The following is a 20,245-nucleotide window of genomic DNA, read 5'->3' as shown; positions in this document are numbered from 1 at the left end:
AAACCCACTTCCGTGTCTCGCGCGCTACGCCATGCTCCTGTGTCGGCATTCTGCCAGCACCCCAGGGCGACCGTGGTAGATCGCCACGACAACACCCCGGGGCCCGACCATGGTAGACGTGCTTGTCCCGGCGAAGGACTGGTCGCGCGCCAAGTCCCGGCTCGGGCCGCGCCTCGGCCCCGCGGAACGCTCCTGGCTCGCCGAGGCCATGCTCAACGATGTGCTCGCCACGCTGGCCGGCAGCGCAGCGGTCGGATCGGTCGCGGTGATCGCGGGATCCGAGGCAATCGCGCGCGCCGCCCGCGGCCACGGCGCCCGCATCCTCGATGAGGCCACGTGCCTCGCCGCGCACGGGGCCACGCCTTCACGGGCGGAACCGGAGGCGCGGCTGAACATGCTCCTCGCCGGCGCGGCCCGGCTCGCCCGCAGGCGCGGAAACGTGATGGCTGTCGTGCATGCCGATCTGCCCGCGGCACGAACCAGCGAGATCGAGTCCGCCCTCGACCAGTGCGCGGCGGAGGGCGCCACGGTGGTGGTCGCGGACCGCCACGGCCGCGGCAGCACCATGCTCGTCCACCCGCCGGACCGGGCCCCGCGATTCCGCTTCGGGCCTGATTCAGCACGGTCGCACGGCCTCGATGGAGCCGTTGATCTCGCCGTGCCCGCGCCCGGCCTGCGCACCGATATCGATAGCTTCGCCGACATCGAGGCTGCGCGCGCTCTCGGTGTGGGCCGTTTCACGGCCGAAATCCTGGGATCTTTGCCGCTATTCGGGCATGTCGCGAAGAAATCACCAGATGTTCAGACAGATCGGGCACCAACCAACTTGCTGTGGCGCCACAATTTGGAATGATCGGGGTGTGGATGATCGCGCGAACACCTCACCTGCCCCGGCCCCAGGCCGCAGCGCTAGCAATGGCCCCGCCGGCGGTGAAGAGCGGACCGAGCGGAACCCCCTGCCCGATGGCCTCGCGCTCGACCCCGAGGCCCCTGCCGCGCCCAACGCCCCCGTGCATGTCATCCCGTCCGCGCCGCCCGCAGCGACCGCAGCGGAATCGGCCCCCGAGGGCCTGCCCACCGATCGCTACCTCAACCGCGAGCTCAGCTGGCTGGACTTCAACTCACGGGTGCTCAGCCTCGCCGAGGATTCCTCCATCCCACTGCTCGAGCGCGCCAAGTTCCTCGCGATCTTCGCCTCCAACCTCGACGAGTTCTACATGGTGCGCGTGGCCGGGCTCAAGCGCCGCGACGAGACGGGCCTCTCCGTGCGGTCCGCGGACGGCTTGTCCCCGCGCGAGCAGCTCGGCCTGATCGCTACCCGCACGCAGGAGCTCGCCAACAAGCACGCGCGCGTCTTCATGGACCAGGTGCGCCCCGCGCTCGCCGGCGAGGGCATTCTCCTCGTTGCCTGGGCCGAGCTGACCGATGAGCAGCGCAAGGCCATGACGAAGTACTTCCATGACCAGGTGTTCCCCGTGCTCACCCCGCTCGCCGTGGATCCCGCGCACCCGTTCCCCTACATCAGCGGCCTGAGCCTCAACCTCGCGGTCACCGTCCGCGACCACGCCGCCGGGCAGCACTTCGCGCGGGTCAAGGTGCCCGACAACGTCTCCCGCTTCGTCAAGGTGCCCGTGGAGGAGCCCGATACGGTGGCGTTCCTGCCGGTGGAGGAGCTCATCGGCGCCCACCTCGACGTGCTGTTCCACGGCATGGAGATCCTGGAGAACCACGCGTTCCGCATCACCCGCAACGCGGACTTCGAGGTCGAGGAGGATCGCGACGAGGATCTCCTGCAGGCCCTCGAGCGCGAGCTTGCCCGCCGCCGCTTCGGCTCGCCCGTGCGGCTCGAGGTCTCCGACGACATGACCGAGCGCATGCTCGAGCTGCTGCTGCGCGAGCTCGATGTCGACCCGGGCGACGTCGTGCATGTCCCCGGGCTGCTCGACCTCTCGAGCATGTGGCAGGTCTACAGCGTCGATCGGCCCGCGCTCAAGGACAAGCCCTTCGTTCCCGCCACCCACCCGGCGTTCGGAGAACGCGAGACGCCCAAAAGTGTCTTCGCCACCCTCCGCGAGGGCGATGTCTTCGTCCACCACCCCTACGACTCGTTCTCCACGAGCGTCCAGCGATTCGTCGAGCAAGCAGCCGCCGACCCCCAGGTCCTCGCGATCAAGCAGACCCTCTACCGCACTTCCGGCGACTCCCCCATCATCAACGCGCTCATCGATGCCGCGGAGGCTGGCAAGCAGGTTGTGGCGCTGGTGGAGATCAAGGCGCGGTTCGACGAGCAGGCCAACATCAAGTGGGCCCGCAAGCTAGAACAAGCCGGCGTGCACGTCGTCTACGGCCTCGTTGGCCTCAAGACACACTGCAAGACCTGCCTCGTCGTGCGCCGCGAGGGACCGACGATCCGCCGCTACTGCCACATCGGCACCGGCAACTACAACCCCAAGACCGCGCGCCTCTACGAGGACGTCGGCATCCTCACTGCCGCCCCCGAGATCGGCTCCGACCTCACCGACCTGTTCAACTCGCTCACCGGCTACTCGCGCGTCGAGCAATACCGCAACCTGCTCGTAGCCCCCTCCGGCATCCGCGGTGGCATCATCAGCCGCATCGAACGGGAGATCGAGCTCCATCGGGCGGGACAGCCCGCGGGCATCCGGCTCAAGGCCAACGCCCTCGTCGACGAGCAAGTCATCGACGCGCTCTATCGCGCCTCGCAGGCAGGGGTGCATGTCGATATCGTCGTGCGCGGCATCTGCGCGCTCAAGCCCGGCGTACCCGGCCTCAGCGAGAGCATCCACGTCCGCTCGATCCTTGGACGCTTCCTCGAGCATTCCCGCATCCTCCAGTTCCGCGGCGGCGACGAGTTCTGGATAGGCAGCGCCGACATGATGCACCGCAACCTCGACCGGCGCATCGAGGTCCTGCTGCGCGTCACCGACCCCCGCATCACCAAGCAGATCAACGACCTCTTCGAGTCCGCGCTCGATCCCACCACTCGCTGCTGGGTGCTCGGCGCGGACGGCAACTGGGTGGCTGCTCCGGCCGATGGCGAGCAGGTCCGCGACCACCAGGAAGAGATGATCCGCCGGCATCTGGCCCAGGGCTCGTAGGCATGGCGTCAGGGTCCCGGAAGAAAAAGAAGGACAAGTCCAGCGTCCTCGCGGCCGGTGCTGTGCTGTGGCGCCACAACCCCACCCACAACCGCATCGAGATCGCCGTCATCCATCGACCCCGGTATGACGACTGGTCACTGCCCAAGGGCAAGCTCGACCCCGGGGAGACGCCAGCGGTCGCCGCGGCCCGCGAGATCGCTGAGGAAACCGGCTTCGTTCCCCGCCTCGGGCGCCACCTCATCCGGGTCTCCTACCCGCTCAAGGACGCCAAGCGCAAGGAAGTCGACTACTGGTCCGCCGAGGCCCTCCACGGCGCGTTCGCGCCCAACGAGGAATGCGACCAGTTGCTGTGGCTCGATATCGACAAGGCCTTCAAGAAGGTCAGCTACAACCTTGATCGCCGCGTCATCAAGACCTTCACCAAGGCAGCCATCGACGTCACGACCCTGCTGATCGTGCGGCACGCCAGCGCGGGCAGCCGCGAGGACTTCATCGGCGATGACACCCAGCGGCCCCTCGACGCGACCGGACGCGCGCAGGCCGAGGCGCTGCTGCTGCACTTTCTGGCTTTTGGCGTCACGGACGTGCATTCCGCCGACCGGGTCCGCTGCACCCAGACCGTCTCACCCATCGCCGACGAGCTGCGGACCGACATCATCATCGAGCCCACGCTGACCGAGGAGGCGTACCGGGAAGACCCCAAGGCCGCCCAGCAGCGGCTCCTCGAGCTTGCCAAGGAACCGGGCACCCGCGTGCTCTGCAGCCAGGGAGGCGTCATCCCCCACCTCACCGAGTGGCTCGCTCAGCGCAGCGGCATCCCGTTGCCGCCCGCGGAGAACGAGAAAGCCAGCCTGTGGGTGCTTACCCTCCTCGACGGCTACCTCATCACGGCTGACTACCTGGCCTCGCCGATGTCCGGCACAGCGCTCAGCACCACGTAGGTTCCTCGAAGCGCTTCGGGCGCGGGGGTTCCGCCGCGCATCTCCGGTAGCTGAACGCGCAACAGTGGAAACTTTTCCCGCTTGGAGGAGGAAAAGTTTCCACTGGGCTGGGCACGTTCGGTGATGGTGCCGGTGCGAGGCTCGCGCAAGCGGTGACCGCTAGCTCGACGACTCCTCGCCCGGGGCAGTGCTGGTGCCGGAGGACCCGGCGCCCGTCCCCTTGGCCGGTGCCTTGCGCGCTGGAGCCTTCTTGGCGGGCGACGAGGCTGGACCCGCTGTCTCGCTCGCCGCGCTCTTGGCTGGCGCCTTCTTGGCTGGAGCCCTTTTCGCGGGTGCCTTCTTCGACGGGCCGAGGCCCTCCCCGGCAGCGGCCTTCGCCGGTGCCTTCTTAGCGGGTGCCTTCCTCGCAGCCGGCGGCTTGGCGGCAGGGGGCTTCGTGGTGGGCCCGGAAGCGGCGGGATTGTTGGCAGGCTCCTTGGCTGTGGTGCTCGGGGCCGGTGTGCTTGGTACGGACTTGTTCGCCGGGGCCTTGCGCGCGGGCGCCTTCTTCGCGGCGGGCGCCTTGGCAGGTGCTTCGCTGGATGGCTTCGCAGTCGTCTTCCGTGCGGGTGCCTTCTTGGCGGGCGCCTTCTTGGCGGCGGCAGCCTTGGCGGGCGCCTTCTTCGCGGGAGCCTTCTTGGCCGGGGTACTGCCGCTCCCGCTGGACTGCTTGCCCGCCTCGACAGCCTTCGTCGCGGACTTGCGCGGCGCCTTGACGACGGTGGCGCGCGCCGCCTCCGGAAGGGCTGCCTTCTCACTGGATGCCCCGGCGCCACGCTTCACGGCGGGGCCTTCCTCGGGCAGTTCCGCCTCGCCAGCGACGAGCGCCTTGAACTGGGCTCCCGGCCGGAACGACGGAACGCTCGTGGGCTCGACGCGCACGGTCTCGCCGGTGCGGGGGTTCCGCGCGACGCGGGCGGCCCGCTTGCGCTGTTCGAAGACGCCGAATCCCGTGATGGTCACGGTCTTTCCGGCATGTACTGCCCGCACGATCAGGTCGACGACCGATTCGACGGCTTGCGATGCATTGCGCCGATCCGTGCCCAGTTTCTGGGTGAGGGCATCGACGAGATCCGCCTTGTTCATACCTTGCCTCCGCACAGTCTGGCCCCGGTGGCTCCGGCCCCAGTGTTCACGGTAGTTCCGTGATCACTCCGAGTCTATGTGCCACAGTGAAACTCGTGTGCGCAGACGGCATAATTCGTCGCGTTGCGCAGCAGGATCACTCCGTGCGGGCAGGCAGCGTGAGCGGCTTCCACGTCGGCCGCGTCTTCTCGAACTCCTCGATGGCCGCCTCGTGGCGCAGCGTCAGCCCGATGTCATCAAGGCCTTCGAGCAGCCGCCACCGGGTGTAATCGTCGATGCTGAAGGTCAGCACGAGCGTTCCCGCAGTGATGGTGCGCGTCTCGAGATCGACGGTGATCTCCAGTCCGGGCTGCTCCTCGAGGGTCTTCCACAGCAGCTCGACGTCGCCCTGCTCGACCTCGGCGGCGAGGAGTCCTTGCTTGCCGGAGTTCCCGCGGAAGATGTCGGCGAACCGTGACGAGATGACCACGCGGAAGCCATAGTTCGACAATGCCCACACGGCGTGCTCGCGGGAGGATCCGGTGCCAAAGTCAGGTCCTGCCACCAGGACGGATCCGCGATCGTAGGGCGGGATGTTGAGGATGAAGGAGGGGTCGTTGCGCCAGGCGGCGAAGAGCCCATCCTCGAACCCGGTGCGGGTGACGCGCTTGAGGTAGACGGCCGGGATGATCTGATCGGTGTCGACGTTCGAGCGGCGCAGCGGGACGCCGATTCCCGTGTGGGTGGTGAAGGCTTCCATGGTGTGTTCCTTGCGTGGCTTCGTCGGGCTGGTGCTTCGTCTGGCTGTAGCGGTCGTGGAGCTGTTCTGCCGACCGACTGCTCAGTCGAGGTCCGAGGGGGAGGCGAGGGTTCCGCGCACCGCGGTGGCGGCGGCGACGAGCGGCGAGACGAGATGGGTGCGCCCGCCCTTGCCCTGGCGCCCCTCGAAGTTGCGGTTCGAGGTGGAGGCGCATCGCTCCCCCGGGGCAAGCTGGTCGGGGTTCATGCCCAGGCACATCGAGCATCCCGCCTGCCGCCACTCGGCCCCAGCGGCCTCGAAGATCTTGCCAAGGCCTTCCTTCTCCGCCTGGGCGCGGACCCGCATCGAGCCGGGCACGATGAGCATGCGTACGCTCGGCGCGACAGTGCGTCCCTCGAGGATCTCGGCGACCGCGCGCAGGTCCTCGATGCGACCGTTGGTGCAGGAGCCGACGAACACGGCATCGACCGGGATCTCGCGCATCGGGGTCCCGGCGGTGAGGCCCATGTAGTCGAGCGCCTTCGCCGCCGAGTACCGGCTGCCCTCGTCGAGGAACGATTCGGGGTCGGGGACGGCCTCGCTCAGCGGGACGCCCTGGCCCGGGTTGGTGCCCCAGGTGACGAACGGGGCGAGGGTGGAAGCGTCGAGATAGACCTCCTGGTCGAACTCCGCGCCCTCATCGGTGCGGAGCTGGTCCCAGGCGGCGACGGCAGCGTCCCAGTCATCGCCCTGGGGCGCGTGCGGGCGGCCCTTGATGAACTCGTAGGTCGTCGCGTCCGGGGCGATCATGCCCGCGCGGGCTCCGGCTTCGATGGACATGTTGCAGATAGTCATGCGGGCTTCCATCGACAGGGCTCGGATGGCGCTGCCGCGGTACTCGAGGACGTAGCCCTGGCCACCGCCGGTGCCGATCTTCGCGATCACCGCGAGGATGATGTCCTTGCTGGTGACGCCGGGCGCGAGATCGCCGTCGACGTTGATGGCCATCGTCTTGAACGGGCGCAGCGGAAGCGTCTGGGTGGCGAGCACGTGCTCGACCTCGGAGGTGCCGATGCCCATGGCGAGGGAGCCGAACGCGCCGTGGGTGGAGGTGTGGCTATCGCCGCACACCACGGTCATGCCGGGCTGGGTGAGGCCGAGCTGCGGGCCGACGACGTGCACGATGCCCTGCTCGAGGTCGCCCATCGGGTGCAGGCGCACCCCGAACTCCTCGCAGTTGCGGCGCAGCGTCTCGACCTGGGTGCGCGAGACCATGTCCGCGATGGGCTTGTCGATATCGATGGTGGGGACGTTGTGGTCCTCGGTGGCGATGGTGAGGTCAGGACGCCGCACCGGGCGCCCAGCGAGGCGCAGGCCGTCGAAGGCCTGCGGGCTGGTCACCTCGTGCACGAGGTGCAGGTCGATGTAGATCAGATCGGGCTCGCGGGAGGCGCCCTCGCCGCTGCCATGCACGACGACGTGGTCCTCCCAGACCTTCTCCGCCATCGTGCGGGGGCGTGGTTGCGCCGACGATGTGTGTGCCATGTCGATTCCACCTCATCCTGGTTCGGGCTCCAGGGATCGCGCGGTGGGCTGTGCGCGAACCAGGGCCCGGCCTTGCTCCTAGCGGCAGCACGGTCGCACCGCCGCATGCTGTGTCAGGGGCGCTCTTTCCGGGAGATGCCTGGCCGTTTCTCGCAACCACTAGAAATCTCACCATTCGGAACGCTAATATCGTCTTGTGAGACAGCATAGCGGCATTGGAGTTCTCGACAAAGCCATGACCGTTCTGCACGCAGTGGCAGACGAACCATGCAACCTCAGCCTACTCTGCGAGCGAACGGGCCTGCCCAGGGCCACCGCGCATCGCCTCGCCGTGGGGCTCGAGACCCATCGGTTGCTCATCCGCAACGCGCAAGGGCTCTGGGCGCCCGGGCCCGCCCTCGCCGAGCTCGCCGCGACCGCCAAGGACACCCTCGTCGACGCCGCCTCCTACGTGCTGCCCCGGCTGCGCGAGATCACCGGCGAGAGCGTGCAGGTCTACCGCCGCGACGGGCTCGACCGAATCTGCATCGCCTCCATGGAACCGCCCACCGGCCTGCGCGACACCGTCCTCGTGGGCGCGCGCCTGCCCATGACCGCCGGCTCGGGCGCCAAGGTTCTCGCCGCCTGGGCCGACCTGCCCGTGCAGCGCGCGCTGCTCGCCGAGGCGAAGTACACCGATCGCACCCTCAGCGAGGTTCGCCGCCGCGGCTGGGCGCAGTCCATCGCCGAGCGCGAGTCCGGGGTGGCGAGCGTCGCCGCTCCCATCCGCGATGGCAACGGCGCGGTCATCGCCGCCATCTCCGTCTCCGGCCCCATCGACCGCATGGGCCGCAAGCCTGGCGCGCGCTGGGCCGCGGACCTCCTGGCCGCAGCGGACGCCATCCAGAAGCGCCTCTGACCGTCGGGATGCCGGGCTTGCCGGGGCGGGCTCTCTAAACCTGCGCCGCCTGCCCGCACAGCTGCCACCCGTGGCCTGCTCCTGCCATCCCTGAGCTCAGCCGCCACCGAAGTATTGGTGGCACCTGTGAGCTATCCGTGGCGGCAAGCCCGTAAGGGTGGCAGTTCTACGGCGGCCGCGGGCAACGGCAAGCCCGCGAAGGCGGCAGCCCTCTCCGACTCGCTGCGGGTAGCTCCACGCGCGCGAGCGTCGAGTGCTTCCGCAGAACACCCCAGAAATAGCAAGAGGGCCGGACCCTTGAAAGGGTCCGGCCCTTGCGTGATCCCCGGAGAGATCTCACTGTAGCCCCGACGGGATTTGAACCCGCGCTACCGCCTTGAGAGGGCGGCGTCCTAGGCCGCTAGACGACGGGGCCAGGACTTCAGAACGTTGCCGTTCCTTGTTCGCTCGCTTGGAAGCTCAGCCAGCATAACTGGTGATCGTCCGGCAACCAAATCGGCTGCTGCGCGAGCAAGCTGGGGTACCAGGACTCGAACCTAGAACGGCTGAACCAGAATCAGCTGTGTTGCCAATTACACCATACCCCAAAGCATTGGGGCGAAGACGAGCTTGACCGTGGAGGCCGAGCGCCTGCGCCCCAAACCGATGAACAGGTTAGCAAACCCACCACCGGTTTGACCAAATCAGCTGGTCAGGAGAGCGATTTTTGCGCTGATCGGAGCCGGGAGAGCGTGCGATCGCGGCCGAGCAGCTCGAGGGACTCGAACAACGGCGGGCTGATGTGTGATCCGGTCGCCGCGACGCGCACGGCGCCGAAAGCGACCCGCGGCTTGAGCTCGAGCCCTTCGATGAGCGCGGCCTTCAGCGCGGCCTCGATGGCGGCGGTCTCCCAGTTGGCCAGTCCGTCGAGCGCGGCGATCGCGGCATCGAGCACGGGCGCGCTCTCCGGCTTGAGGTTCTTCCGCGCGGCAGCGGGATCGATCGCGAAGTCCGCTTCGTCGACGTAGAGGAAGCGCAGGAGCCCCCAGGCGTCCTCGAGCACGACGATGCGGGTCTGCACGAGGTCTGCCGCGATGGCGAACTCCTCGTCGGGGATGCTCGCGGGCAGCCCGAACCGCTCGGTGAGGAATGCGCGGAGACGCTGCGCGAAGTCCTCGGGCTCGAGCAGCCGGATGTGCTCGGCGTTGATCGCGTCGGCCTTCTTCTGGTCGAAGCGCGCGGGGTTGGCCGAGACCTCGGCGATGTCGAAGGCGGTGACCATCTCGTTGAGGGAGAAGATGTCGCGGTCCCCGGAGATGCTCCAGCCGAGCAGCGAGAGATAGTTGAGCAAGCCCTCGGGGATGAAGCCGCGCTCGCGGTGGAGGAAGACGTTGGACTGGGGATCACGCTTGGAGAGCTTCTTGTTGCCCTCCCCCATCACGTAGGGCAGGTGGCCGAACTCGGGGACGGACTCGGCCACTCCGATGCGCTGGAGGGCGTTGTAGAGGGCAATCTGGCGCGGCGTGGAGGACAGGAGGTCCTCGCCGCGCAGCACGTGGCTGATGCGCATGGTCGCGTCATCGACGGGATTGACGAGCGTGTAGAGCGGATCGCCGTTGCCGCGGGTGATCGCGAAGTCGGGCACGGTGCCGGCCTTGAAGGTGATCTCTCCGCGCACGAGGTCGTTCCACGTGATGTCGGTGGCGGGCATGCGCAGCCGGATCACGGGCTGGCGGCCCTCGGCGCGGAAGGCATCGCGCTGCGCGTCGGTGAGATCGCGGTCGTGATTGTCGTAGCCGAGCTTGGGGTCGCGCCCAGCTGCCTTGTGGCGCGCCTCGACCTCTGCCGGGGTGGAGAAGGACTCGTAGGCCTCATCGGCCTCGAGGAGCTGGCGCACCACATCGAGGTGGAGCTCGCGCCGCTCGGACTGGCGGTAGGGCTCGAAGGGGCCACCGATCTCCGGGCCCTCGTCCCAGTCGAGGCCGAGCCAGCGCATCGCGTCGAGCAGCGCGAGGTAGGACTCCTCGCTGTCGCGCTGGGCGTCGGTGTCCTCGATGCGGAAGACGAAGTCGCCGCCATGGTGGCGGGCGAACACCCAGTTGAACAGGGCGGTCCGGATGAGTCCGACGTGCGGGGTGCCGGTGGGCGACGGGCAGAACCGGACTCGGACAGGACTGACAGGAGTATTCATGGCTCTCTTCGATGATCGGGATGGTGCGGCGCGGCCCCGGGCACGAGGGACCTAGGGGGCTGGGCGCGCCTGCCTGGGCGCGCAGGGGCTAGGTGTTCAGTGTCCGCTATTGCTCATGGGCGGTCTTGCGCGGTATTGGTGAGAGTGCCGATCCGTTCGATGGTGACGGAGACGCTTTGCCCCGCGCGGATCGGTCCGACTCCCTCGGGCGTCCCGGTCAGGATGACATCGCCGGGGAGCAGTGTCATCACGCGCGATACCCATTCGACGAGCTCAGGGATCGAGTGGACGAGCAGCGAAGTCCGGCTGTCCTGCATGGTCGCGCCGTCGAGCTCGGTGTGGATGCGCAGGTCAGATGGGTCGAGGTCGGTGACGATCCAGGGGCCGAGCGGGCAGAACGAGTCGAACCCCTTGGCACGGGTCCATTGCCCATCGCGGCGCTGGAGGTCCCGGGCCGTGACGTCGTTGGCCACGGTGTAGCCGAGGATGACGTCCTTGGCGCGGGCCGCGGGCACATCGCGGCAGGGGCGACCGATCACCACGGCAAGCTCGCCCTCGTAGTGGACCTCGGCGGACGCGGGAGGAAGCAGGATCGGCGCTCCCGGCCCGGTGATGGATGTGGAGGGCTTCATGAAGATGACCGGCTCCTCCGGTGGCGCGCCTCCCATCTCGGCCGCGTGGGCGGCGTAGTTCTTGCCGATGCACACGACTTTGCTGGAGAGGATCGGGGCGAGCATCCGCACGTCCGGCAGGTTCCAGCTCCTGCCCGTGTAGGTGGGCTCGCCGAAGGGATGCTCGGCGATCTCGCGGACGGTGGCGGTGCTCGGGTCTGCGATGGGGTCGCCGTCCACGGAGACGAAGGCGACGCCGTCGGGGGTTGCTACTCGGCCTAGACGCATGCGGTCAAGGGTAGCGGGTGCGGTGGGCTAGCGGCACCGGCGCCCGGGTGCTAGCGTTCCCAGCAGTGAAGTTCACATGCTAGGACCGTAGTCCCACATTCTAGGAGCGGCGATGAGCGTCGATGCCCACGATCCCGCAACGAAATGGCGCGTGCTCGCCGCGGGAACACTCGCGCAGACCACCTCAGCGCTCCTCGTGGGCATCGGCGCGTTCCTCATCCCCCACCTGCACGCCGCCGATGGGCCCTATGGGCTCGGCCTCGGCCAGGCCGGCGCGATCGCTGCGGCCCCCACAGCGGGACTGATGCTCACGCTGGTGGCCTGGGGCACGCTCGTCGACCGGCTCGGCGAGCGCGGCATCCTCCTCGCGGGAATGATGCTCGGCACCTTCGCCACGGGAGCCCCAGCGCTCGCCGTAGCCCTGCGCGGCGGAACGCTCGGCGCGACCATGCACCCCGCATCCATCGCGGCCGTGCTGTTCCTCGCCGGCATCGCCGCGGCCAGCGCCAACGCGGCGAGCGGGCGGCTGGTCGTCGGCTGGTTCCCCGCCGAGCAGCGCGGCCTCGCGATGGGCCTGCGCCAGATGGCGCAACCGCTCGGGGTCGCGGCAGCAGCCGTGGTGGTGCCCGTGACGGCGGACCACTCCGGCGTGGCAGCAGTGCTCGCGGTCGCGGCCGCGGCCTGCCTGGCGTCGGTCGGAGTGCTGGCCCGCTGGGCCCATGACCCGCTGCGTCCTCGCGCGGGCTCAACCGAGGCCATCGCCTTGCGCCGCTCCCCCTACAAGCAGGGAACGGGCCTGATGCGGGTGCATGCCGCGGCCGTCCTGCTCGTGGTGCCGCAGTTCACCCTGTGGAGCCTGGCGATGGTGTGGCTGATCAGCGATCAGGGCTTCTCGCCCCTCGCTGCGGGCGTATTCGTTGGTCTCACGCAGCTCGCGGGCGCGGCGGGCCGGGTGGCCGCGGGGGCGTGGTCGGACCGGGCCGGGTCGCGCACCAGGCCGATGCGGATCGTTGCTATCGCGGCGGTGGTCGTGATGCTCCTGCTCGCGGTGGCCGACATGGTGGGCGCGACCACCGTAGCGCTCGTAGTCCTTGTCGCGGCGAGCATCATCACCGTCGCGGACAACGGGCTGGCCTACACGGCGGCAGCGGAGATCGCCGGACCTTTCTGGGGAGGACGGGTGCTGGGATTGCACAACACCGCGCAGAATGCCCTGGCCAGCGCGGTGCCCCCGGTAGCGGGCCTCGTCGCCGAGCAATGGGGCTTCCCGTGGGTCTTTGCTGGCAGCGCCGTGTTCGCCCTCCTCGCGGTGCCGCTGGTGCCCGGCACCATCACTACGAGGCAGTGAGGCCGAGCACCAGCGGCCAAGGATCGCTACAGGGCGGCGGCGATCCTGTCCCCGATCTCGCTGGTGGTCGCGGGCGCGGATGCGTCACGGCTGGCAAGGTCGGCGGCGACCGCTGCCTCGATGCGCGCGGCCGCCTCATCGTCCCCGAGGTGGGCCATCAGCAACGACACCGACAGGATTGCTGCGGTCGGGTCTGCCTTCTGCTGCCCGGCGATGTCCGGAGCGCTGCCATGCACCGGCTCGAACATGCTGGGGTTGGCGCGGCTCGCATCGATGTTGCCGCTTGCTGCGAGCCCGATCCCGCCGGTGACGGCCGCAGCGAGGTCGGTGATGATATCGCCGAACAGGTTGTCGGTGACGATCACGTCGAAGCGCTTCGGATCGGTCACGAGGTGGATCGTGGTGGCATCGATGTGCTGGTAGGCCACCTCCACCTCCGGGTACTCGGCCGCGACCGCATCCACGGTGCGGGACCAGAGCGACCCGGCGTAGGTGAGCACGTTCGTCTTGTGCACGAGCGTGACGTGCTTGCTGCGCTGCATCGCGAGATCGAAGCCGTAGCGGACGACTCGCTCGATGCCGAACCGGGTGTTGACGCTGACCTCGGTGGCGACCTCATGGGGCGTGCCGACGCGCAGCGCGCCACCGTTGCCGATGTAGGGGCCCTCGGTCCCCTCGCGCACCACGACGACATCAATGGGCTTGTTGCCAGCGAGCGGGCCGGTGACGCCGTCGAACAGCTTCGATGGGCGCAGGTTCACGTGGTGGTCGAGCGCGAAGCGCAGCTTGAGGAGCAGGCCCCGCTCCAGGATCCCCGGGGTCACGGACGGATCGCCGATCGCACCGAGCAGGATGGCATCGTGCTCGCGGATCTCCTCGAGCACGGAATCCGGCAGGATCTCGCCGGTGGCGTTGTAGCGCCGCGCACCGAGATCGAAGGTGGTCTTGTCGATGCCGGGCGAGACCTTGTCGAGGACCTTGAGCGCCTCGGCGATGACTTCCTGTCCGATGCCGTCGCCGGGGATGACCGCGAGCTTCATGAATTCCTTCCCGTTGCCCGAGCAGGGCCGGGCCCTGGTGGACCCGGCCCTGTGGTTGTGATCAGTCGAGGTTGATGACCTTGATGTTCGAGGCAGAGACGCCCGCGGCGATGGAATCCACGGTCTCCTGCGGCACATCGCGGTCGAGGCGGAGCAGGATTGTCGCTCCGGGGCCCTCGGCATCCTGGGACAGCTGCGCGGCGAGGATGCTCACGCCGGCCTCGCCAAGGCGGGTGCCGATCTTGCCGAGCGCGCCGGGCTGGTCCTGGTAGTGCACGAGCAGGTTGATGCCCTCGGCGCGCATCTCGAAGTTGCGCCCGTTGATGTTGACGATCTTCTCGACGCGTGCCGGGCCGGTCAGGGTCCCGGATACGTTGATGATCTCGCCGTCGGAGAGCACCATGCGCAGGTCGACGACGCTGCGGTGGTTGGGGCTCTCGGCGGCCTTGGTCACCTCGGCGGTCACGCCGCGCTCCTTGGCGAGCGCGGGCGCGTTGACGAAGGTGACGGAGTCATCGATGACCGCGGAGAACAGGCCGCGAACGGCGGAGAGGCCGAGGATCTCGACCTCCTCGCTGGCCAGCTCGCCCCGCACATCGACGGACAGGCTGGCGGGGAGCTCCGGGCTGAGGACGCCGGCGAGCACGCCGAGCTTGCGGACGATCTCGAGCCACGGCGCGACCTCCTCGCCGACCGCGCCGCCGGCGACGTTGACCGCGTCGGGAACGAACTCGCCAGCGAGGGCGAGCCGGACGCTCTTGGCGACGTCGGTGCCGGCACGGTCCTGCGCCTCGACGGTGGAGGCTCCGAGGTGCGGGGTGACAACGACCTGGGGAAGCTCGAACAGGGGGCTGTCGGTGCAGGGCTCCGAGGCATACACGTCGATGCCGGCGCCACGGACCTGACCGCTGGTGATCGCGTCCGCGAGCGCGCCCTCATCGATCAGGCCACCGCGAGCGGCGTTGATGATGATGACGCCCTTCTTGGTGCGCGCGAGCTCGGCGGCACCGATGAGACCCTTGGTCTCTGGCGTCTTGGGCAGGTGGATCGACATGATGTCGGCGCGCTCGAGAAGCTCGTCGAGGGACACGAGCTCGATGCCGAGCTGCCCGGCACGGGCCGCGGAGACGTAGGGATCGTAAGCGATCATGGTCGTCTCGAAAGCAGCAGCGCGCTGCGCGAACAGCTGGCCGATGCGGCCGAGGCCCACGACGCCAACGGTCTTGCCGAAGATCTCGGTGCCGTTGAAGCTGCTGCGCTTCCACTCGTGGTCGCGCAGCGTCTTGTCGGCCGCGGGGATCTGCCGGGCAGCGGCCATCATCAGCGCCACGGCATGCTCTGCGGCGCTGTGGATGTTCGAGGTGGGGGCGTTGACGACCATGACGCCTCGCGCGGTCGCGGCGGGGACATCAACGTTGTCGAGCCCGACGCCGGCGCGCGCGACGATCTTGAGCTTCGACGCCACTGCGAGGACTTCCTCGTCGACGGTGGTGGCGGAACGAACGAGCAGCGCATCAGCCTCGGGGGCGGCCGCGAGCAGTTCGGCACGGTTGGGCCCATCGACCCAGCGGACCTCCACTCCATCGCCGAGCGCTTCCACTGTCGAGGGGGCGAGCTTGTCCGCGATTAGAACTACCGGACGGCCTGACTGGGTCACCTGCGAACTCTCCTCGGGTCTCTAGATGCTGTGATCGCCGATAGCCTAGTCGGCTGCCCGGTCACATTCCACATCGTCCCACCTAGTGGAGCCGGGGCGTGGTTGATCAGCCACGAGGCACCCCCATGGGGTTACGATCATTAATCACGACTGCATATCAATGCAGTCACGTAGTCTCAACGAAAATCCGCCGCGCGCGAGGTCATGGCGTCGGCCCGGATTGACATCGAGCGAAGGAGCCCCCGGTTGAGAAGATTCGTCATCGCCCTGGTCGCGCTGGCCGCCATGCTGCTCGTCGGGCTGCCCGGCGCGAGCGCGCAGACCACGAAGGCCACGCTCGGGGGCGGTTCGGGCATCATCGTGGGCGGGGACTACCTCTGCTCGCTGACCACGATCGGCCGCGACAGCCAGGGCCGCCTCGTCGGGTTCACCGCCGCGCACTGCGGAGGACCTGGCTCCTCCGTGCACTCCGAGGAGCGCCCCTCGGTCGGCCGGGTAGGCACCGTCGTCCGCACCAATCCCCTGCTCGACTACGCGGTCATCGAGTTCGATGAGACGCGCGTGGCGCCGACCCGCACCGTCGGCGGCACCACGATCACCGATGTCGGCGCGCCCGCTCCGTTCCCCGAGCTCGTCTGCAAGCAGGGACGCACCACGGGCCACACATGCGGCGTGAACCTCTTCGTGGATTCCGTCTTCGCCGAGCAGTATGGCTTCGTGTGCATCACCGAGGGTGATTCCGGCGGCCCCATCACCTCGGGCACCCGCCTGATCGGACTGGTCAGTGCCTACTTCCTCATCCCTTGCGCCGGTCCGCACGTGAGCATCAACATGGATGCGATCCTTGCCGAGAGCAGCTTCGTCGGCGGTGTAGGAGCAGGATACCGACCGATCTAGCAATGCTGGCCCGGCTTTACTGCCGGGCTCTGGCAGCATGACAATGCCCCCGGATCCCTACGGATCCGGGGGCATTCTCGTCAGTGACGGGGATCAGGCAGTCTCGGTGATCGGCCGATCAACCCAGCTCATCAGGCCGCGCAGCTTGGCGCCGACGACCTCGATGGGGTGCTCGGCGTTCTCCTTGCGGAGGCCCTCGAGCTCCTTGTTGCCACCCTCGACGTTGGCGACGAGGCGCTTGACGAACTCGCCGGAGGTGATGTCGGCGAGGATGTCCTTCATGCGGGCCTTGGTGTCGGCGTCGATGACGCGCGGGCCGGACAGGTAGCCGCCGAACTCAGCGGTGTCGGACACCGAGTAGTTCATGCGACCGATGCCGCCCTCGTACATGAGGTCGACAATGAGCTTGAGCTCGTGGAGGCACTCGAAGTACGCGATCTCGGGGGCGTAGCCCGCCTCGATGAGGACCTCGAAGCCGGTCTGCACGAGCTTCTCGGTGCCACCGCACAGCACGGCCTGCTCGCCGAACAGGTCGGTCTCGGTCTCCTCGGCGAAGGTGGTCTTGATGACCCCTGCGCGGGTGCCACCGATGGCCTTGGCGTAGGACAGTCCGAGCGCGAGGCCCTCGCCCTTCGGGTCCTGCTCGACGGCGACGAGCGCGGGGACGCCCTTGCCGTCGGTGAACTGGCGGCGCACGAGGTGGCCGGGGCCCTTCGGCGCGACCATCGCGACGGTGACGTTGGCCGGGGGCTTGATCAGGCCGAAGCGGATGTTGAGGCCGTGGCCGAAGAACAGCGCGTCGCCGTCCTTGAGGCTGGGCTCGATGTCATTGGTGTAGATGGAGGCCTGCGCGGTATCGGGCGCGAGGACCATGATGACGTCGGCCCAGGCTGCTGCCTCGGCGGGGCTGAGGACGGTCAGGCCCTGCTCCTCCGCCTTGGCGCGCGACTTGGAGCCTTCCTTCAGGCCGATGCGCACGTCGACGCCGGAATCGCGGAGGCTCAGCGAGTGGGCATGCCCCTGGCTTCCGTATCCGATGACAGCGACCTTGCGGCCCTGGATGATCGAGAGGTCGGCATCATCGTCATAGAAGATCTCGACGGCCACGTGGTAGTTCCCTTCTTCGCTATGGGCATGCTCGACAATCGTCGACCATGATGTAAGGCATTTCCCTGGATGCTGGACTGGCCGCATCCAGGGTAGTCAAGGCTAGCGGGTCGCGGTGATGGATTTCGGTCCGCGCCCGAGCGCCACGATCCCGGATTGCACGATCTCGCGGATGCCATAGGGCTCGAGGAGCTTGAGAAGCGCTTCGAGCTTGTCCTGGGTGCCGGTCGCCTCGATGGTCAGCGACTCCGGGGCGACGTCGACGACATTGGCCCGGAACAGCTGGGCCACCTCGACGACCTGGCCGCGCACGGCTGCATCGGCGCGCACCTTGATCAGGACGAGTTCCCGGGCGACCGACGCGGCAGGATCCTGCTCGACGATCTTCAGGACATTGATGAGCTTGTTGAGCTGCTTGGTGACCTGCTCGAGCGGCTGCTCGTCGACGACGACGACGATCGTCATCCGCGAGACGCCCTTGATCTCGGTGGGCCCGACCGCGAGGGACTCGATGTTGAAGCCGCGCCGGGAGAACAACGATGCCACGCGCGCGAGAACGCCAGGCTTGTCCTCGACGAGCACGCTGAGCGTGTGACTGCTTCTCACTGATCGGCCCCTTCTGCCTCGTCCGAGTCCTGCGCGTCGCTGCTCGCGACGGCCTGGTCCTCGGTATGCATCACCTGATGGATCGCTGCGGGGGAATCCCCGATGCCTTCATCATCGTCGAACAGCGGCCGGATGCCGCGCGCGGCCATGATCTCGTCGTTGCCGGTGCCCGCGGCGACCATGGGCCACACCTGCGCGTCCGCACCAACGATGAAGTCGATGACGACGGGACGATCGTTGATCTCCTGCGCCTTCTTGATGGCGGGGATCACGTCCTCCTCCTTGTCGACCCGGATGCCGACGCAGCCGAGCGCCTCGGAGAGCTTGACGAAGTCCGGGATCCGCAGCGAGTGCGTGGACAGGTCCGTGTTGGAGTAGCGCTCCCCGTAGAAGAGGGTCTGCCACTGCCGCACCATGCCGAGGTTGCCGTTGTTGATGAGCGCGACCTTGATCGGCACGCCCTCGATGGCGCAGGTCGCGAGCTCCTGGTTGGTCATCTGGAAGCAACCATCACCATCGATGGCCCACACCTCGGTGTCGGGCATCCCCATCTTGGCGCCCATGGCCGCCGGGACGGAGTAGCCCATGGTGCCGAGCCCCCCGGAGTTCAGCCAGGTGCGGGGCTTCTCGTACTTGACGAACTGCGCGGCCCACATCTGGTGCTGGCCGACACCCGCCACATAGACAGCCTCGGGCCCCGCGAGCTTGCCGAGCTGCTCGATGACGTACTCGGGCGACAGGGAGCCATCGCTCTGCGGCCCATAGCTCAGCGGGAAGGTCTTGCGGATCCCATCGAGGTAGCGCCACCACGCGGTGAGGTCGGGGACGCGCCCGCTCTCGCGGTCCGCGCGGATCACCTCGGTCAGCTCGGTGATGACCTCCTTGCAGTCACCGACGATCGGCACATCGGCATGACGGTTCTTGCCGATCTCCGCCGGGTCGATGTCCGCGTGGATGACCTTGGCGCCCTGGGCGAAGGTGGAGAGCTGCCCGGTGACGCGATCATCGAAGCGGGCACCGAGCGTGATGAGCAGGTCGCTGCGCTGCAGGGCCGCGACCGCCGCGACGGTGCCGTGCATGCCAGGCATGCCGAGGTTGAGGTCATGGCTGTCGGGGAACGCGCCCCGGGCCATCAGGGTGGTCACCACGGGGATGCCGGTCAGCTCAGCGAGGACGAGCAGCTCCGCGGATGCCTCGGACTTGATCACGCCGCCACCGACATAGAGCACGGGATGCTCGGCGGCAGCGATCAGGCGGGCTGCCTCGCGGACCTGCTTGCCGTGCGGCTTGGTGACGGGGCGATAGCCGGGAAGGTGCATCTCCGGCGGCCAGGAGAAGCTCATCTGGCCCTGCAGGAGATCCTTCGGGATATCGACGAGGACGGGGCCCGGTCGGCCGGTCGCCGCGAGGTGGAATGCCTCGGCGATGATGCGCGGGATGTCATCGCCCTCGGTGACGAGGAAGTTGTGCTTGGTGACTGGCATGGTGATGCCGGAGATGTCAGCTTCCTGGAAGCCGTCGGTCCCGATGAGCGGGCGCGCGACCTGCCCGGTGATCGCCACCACCGGCACCGAGTCCATGTAGGCATCGGCGAGCGGGGTGACGAGGTTCGTCGCGCCGGGGCCAGAGGTGGCCATGCACACACCGACCTTGCCCGTGGCCTGCGCGTACCCCGTGGCCGCGTGGCCCGCGCCCTGCTCGTGGCGGACCAGCACGTGGCGGACCTTGCGGGAGTCGAGCATCGGGTCGTAGACGGGCAGGATGGCGCCACCGGGGATGCCGAACACGATGTCGGCGTGGAGCTCCTCGAGGCTCCGGACCACCGCTTGCGCGCCCGTCATCCTCTCGGGGGTACCGGGCCGGGTGCTGGGCAGGCTTGCCGGGGTGGCCCCGGAACCGTGCTCGGCCTGGGCACCACCGCTGTCGCCACTGTGACCCGCGGTGCTGCCCGCGGCGAGATGTCCTGGCTGCGGGCCTGGTGTTGGCCGTGCTGTCGGTGCACTCACTGCAAGTTCCTCTGGCTAGTTCTCGGGCTTGTACCAATCACGGGGACGTCATCGTGGTCACCGCGCCTGGGCGTTACATGAATCCTAACTGCGGGCATCAAAAAACCCCCGCTCGCAGGTCTCTGCGAAACGAGGGTGCGCGTCGTCTCTCGTGAGTGTTCCGTAA

The 20,245-nt window shown here is 68.2% G+C and carries 15 protein-coding genes, 2 tRNA genes and 1 pseudogene; 6 read left to right on the top strand and 12 right to left on the bottom strand.

Features of this window, described 5'->3' with window-relative positions; genetic code table 11:
* Positions 1-118 precede the first annotated feature (118 nt).
* The 3 genes from cofC to FXO18_RS00280 all read left to right on the top strand — a co-directional run bounded on the left by cofC (position 119) and on the right by FXO18_RS00280 (position 4,063).
* A complete protein-coding gene (cofC, locus tag FXO18_RS00290; protein ID WP_187774111.1) occupies positions 119-853 on the top strand; it encodes a 2-phospho-L-lactate guanylyltransferase in 735 nt (244 codons plus the stop codon).
* Positions 854-956: 103 nt separating this feature from the next.
* Positions 957-3,119, top strand: a complete 2,163-nt coding sequence (locus FXO18_RS00285) for an RNA degradosome polyphosphate kinase (protein WP_149360016.1) — start codon at positions 957-959, stop codon at positions 3,117-3,119.
* 2 nt (positions 3,120-3,121) lie between these two features.
* Positions 3,122-4,063: an NUDIX hydrolase gene (locus FXO18_RS00280; RefSeq protein ID WP_149359083.1), complete on the top strand. Its 942-nt coding sequence runs from the start codon at positions 3,122-3,124 to the stop codon at positions 4,061-4,063.
* 513 nt (positions 4,064-4,576) lie between these two features.
* Here FXO18_RS00280 and FXO18_RS16235 read toward each other — a convergent pair.
* The 3 genes and pseudogenes from FXO18_RS16235 to leuC all read right to left on the bottom strand — a co-directional run.
* Positions 4,577-5,188 (bottom strand): annotated as a pseudogene (locus FXO18_RS16235) (HU family DNA-binding protein); the annotation flags it as partial.
* A gap of 136 nt (positions 5,189-5,324) precedes the next feature.
* A complete protein-coding gene (gene leuD / locus FXO18_RS00270; protein WP_149359081.1) occupies positions 5,325-5,927 on the bottom strand; it encodes a 3-isopropylmalate dehydratase small subunit in 603 nt (200 codons plus the stop codon).
* Between the two features lie 81 nt (positions 5,928-6,008).
* A complete protein-coding gene (gene leuC / locus FXO18_RS00265) occupies positions 6,009-7,451 on the bottom strand; it encodes a 3-isopropylmalate dehydratase large subunit (protein WP_149359080.1) in 1,443 nt (480 codons plus the stop codon).
* A gap of 196 nt (positions 7,452-7,647) precedes the next feature.
* Here leuC and FXO18_RS00260 point away from each other — a divergent pair, with 196 nt between their 5' ends.
* On the top strand, positions 7,648-8,349 hold the full coding sequence (locus tag FXO18_RS00260) for an IclR family transcriptional regulator (RefSeq protein WP_149359079.1): 702 nt from the start codon (positions 7,648-7,650) through the stop codon (positions 8,347-8,349).
* 342 nt (positions 8,350-8,691) lie between these two features.
* On the opposite strand, the gene FXO18_RS00255 is transcribed toward FXO18_RS00260, so the two are convergent.
* The 4 genes from FXO18_RS00255 to FXO18_RS00240 form a co-directional block, all read right to left on the bottom strand.
* Positions 8,692-8,764: transfer RNA gene (locus tag FXO18_RS00255), tRNA-Glu, on the bottom strand.
* A 100-nt stretch (positions 8,765-8,864) separates the two neighbouring features.
* A tRNA-Gln gene (locus FXO18_RS00250) sits at positions 8,865-8,936 on the bottom strand.
* A gap of 104 nt (positions 8,937-9,040) precedes the next feature.
* Complete coding sequence (gltX, locus tag FXO18_RS00245) at positions 9,041-10,519, bottom strand: glutamate--tRNA ligase (protein WP_149359078.1); 1,479 nt, start codon at positions 10,517-10,519, stop codon at positions 9,041-9,043.
* 113 nt (positions 10,520-10,632) lie between these two features.
* Positions 10,633-11,418 carry a fumarylacetoacetate hydrolase family protein gene (locus FXO18_RS00240; RefSeq protein ID WP_149359077.1) on the bottom strand — a complete coding sequence of 262 codons (786 nt, stop codon included), beginning with the start codon at positions 11,416-11,418 and terminating at the stop codon, positions 10,633-10,635.
* A gap of 112 nt (positions 11,419-11,530) precedes the next feature.
* Between FXO18_RS00240 and FXO18_RS00235 the strand changes: the two genes are divergently transcribed.
* The gene (locus FXO18_RS00235) at positions 11,531-12,766 is read left to right on the top strand and encodes an MFS transporter (RefSeq protein ID WP_149359076.1); all 1,236 of its coding nucleotides are present in this window, start codon (positions 11,531-11,533) and stop codon (positions 12,764-12,766) included.
* 26 nt (positions 12,767-12,792) lie between these two features.
* On the opposite strand, the gene FXO18_RS00230 is transcribed toward FXO18_RS00235, so the two are convergent.
* Positions 12,793-13,806 (bottom strand): 3-isopropylmalate dehydrogenase, encoded by a 1,014-nt coding sequence (locus FXO18_RS00230; protein ID WP_149359075.1) that lies wholly within the window; start codon positions 13,804-13,806, stop codon positions 12,793-12,795.
* A gap of 61 nt (positions 13,807-13,867) precedes the next feature.
* On the bottom strand, positions 13,868-15,463 hold the full coding sequence (gene serA / locus FXO18_RS00225) for a phosphoglycerate dehydrogenase (protein WP_149359074.1): 1,596 nt from the start codon (positions 15,461-15,463) through the stop codon (positions 13,868-13,870).
* A gap of 204 nt (positions 15,464-15,667) precedes the next feature.
* Here serA and FXO18_RS00220 point away from each other — a divergent pair, with 204 nt between their 5' ends.
* Complete coding sequence (locus FXO18_RS00220; RefSeq protein ID WP_149359073.1) at positions 15,668-16,360, top strand: chymotrypsin family serine protease; 693 nt, start codon at positions 15,668-15,670, stop codon at positions 16,358-16,360.
* Between the two features lie 93 nt (positions 16,361-16,453).
* Here FXO18_RS00220 and ilvC read toward each other — a convergent pair whose 3' ends face one another.
* The 3 genes from ilvC to FXO18_RS00205 form a co-directional block, all read right to left on the bottom strand.
* Positions 16,454-17,467 (bottom strand): ketol-acid reductoisomerase, encoded by a 1,014-nt coding sequence (ilvC, locus tag FXO18_RS00215; protein WP_149359072.1) that lies wholly within the window; start codon positions 17,465-17,467, stop codon positions 16,454-16,456.
* Between the two features lie 102 nt (positions 17,468-17,569).
* Complete coding sequence (gene ilvN, locus FXO18_RS00210) at positions 17,570-18,073, bottom strand: acetolactate synthase small subunit (RefSeq protein WP_149359071.1); 504 nt, start codon at positions 18,071-18,073, stop codon at positions 17,570-17,572.
* Positions 18,070-20,079: an acetolactate synthase large subunit gene (locus FXO18_RS00205; RefSeq protein WP_149359070.1), complete on the bottom strand. Its 2,010-nt coding sequence runs from the start codon at positions 20,077-20,079 to the stop codon at positions 18,070-18,072. The genes ilvN and FXO18_RS00205 overlap by 4 nt, the downstream gene beginning before the upstream one ends.
* Between the last annotated feature and the right edge of the window lie 166 nt (positions 20,080-20,245).

It is taken from the genome of Lolliginicoccus suaedae (assembly GCF_008312885.1).
Classification (GTDB): Bacteria; Actinomycetota; Actinomycetes; order Mycobacteriales; family Mycobacteriaceae; genus Lolliginicoccus; species Lolliginicoccus suaedae.
Note: the sequence above shows the minus strand (reverse complement) of the source record. Positions and strands in the feature narration are given on the sequence as shown.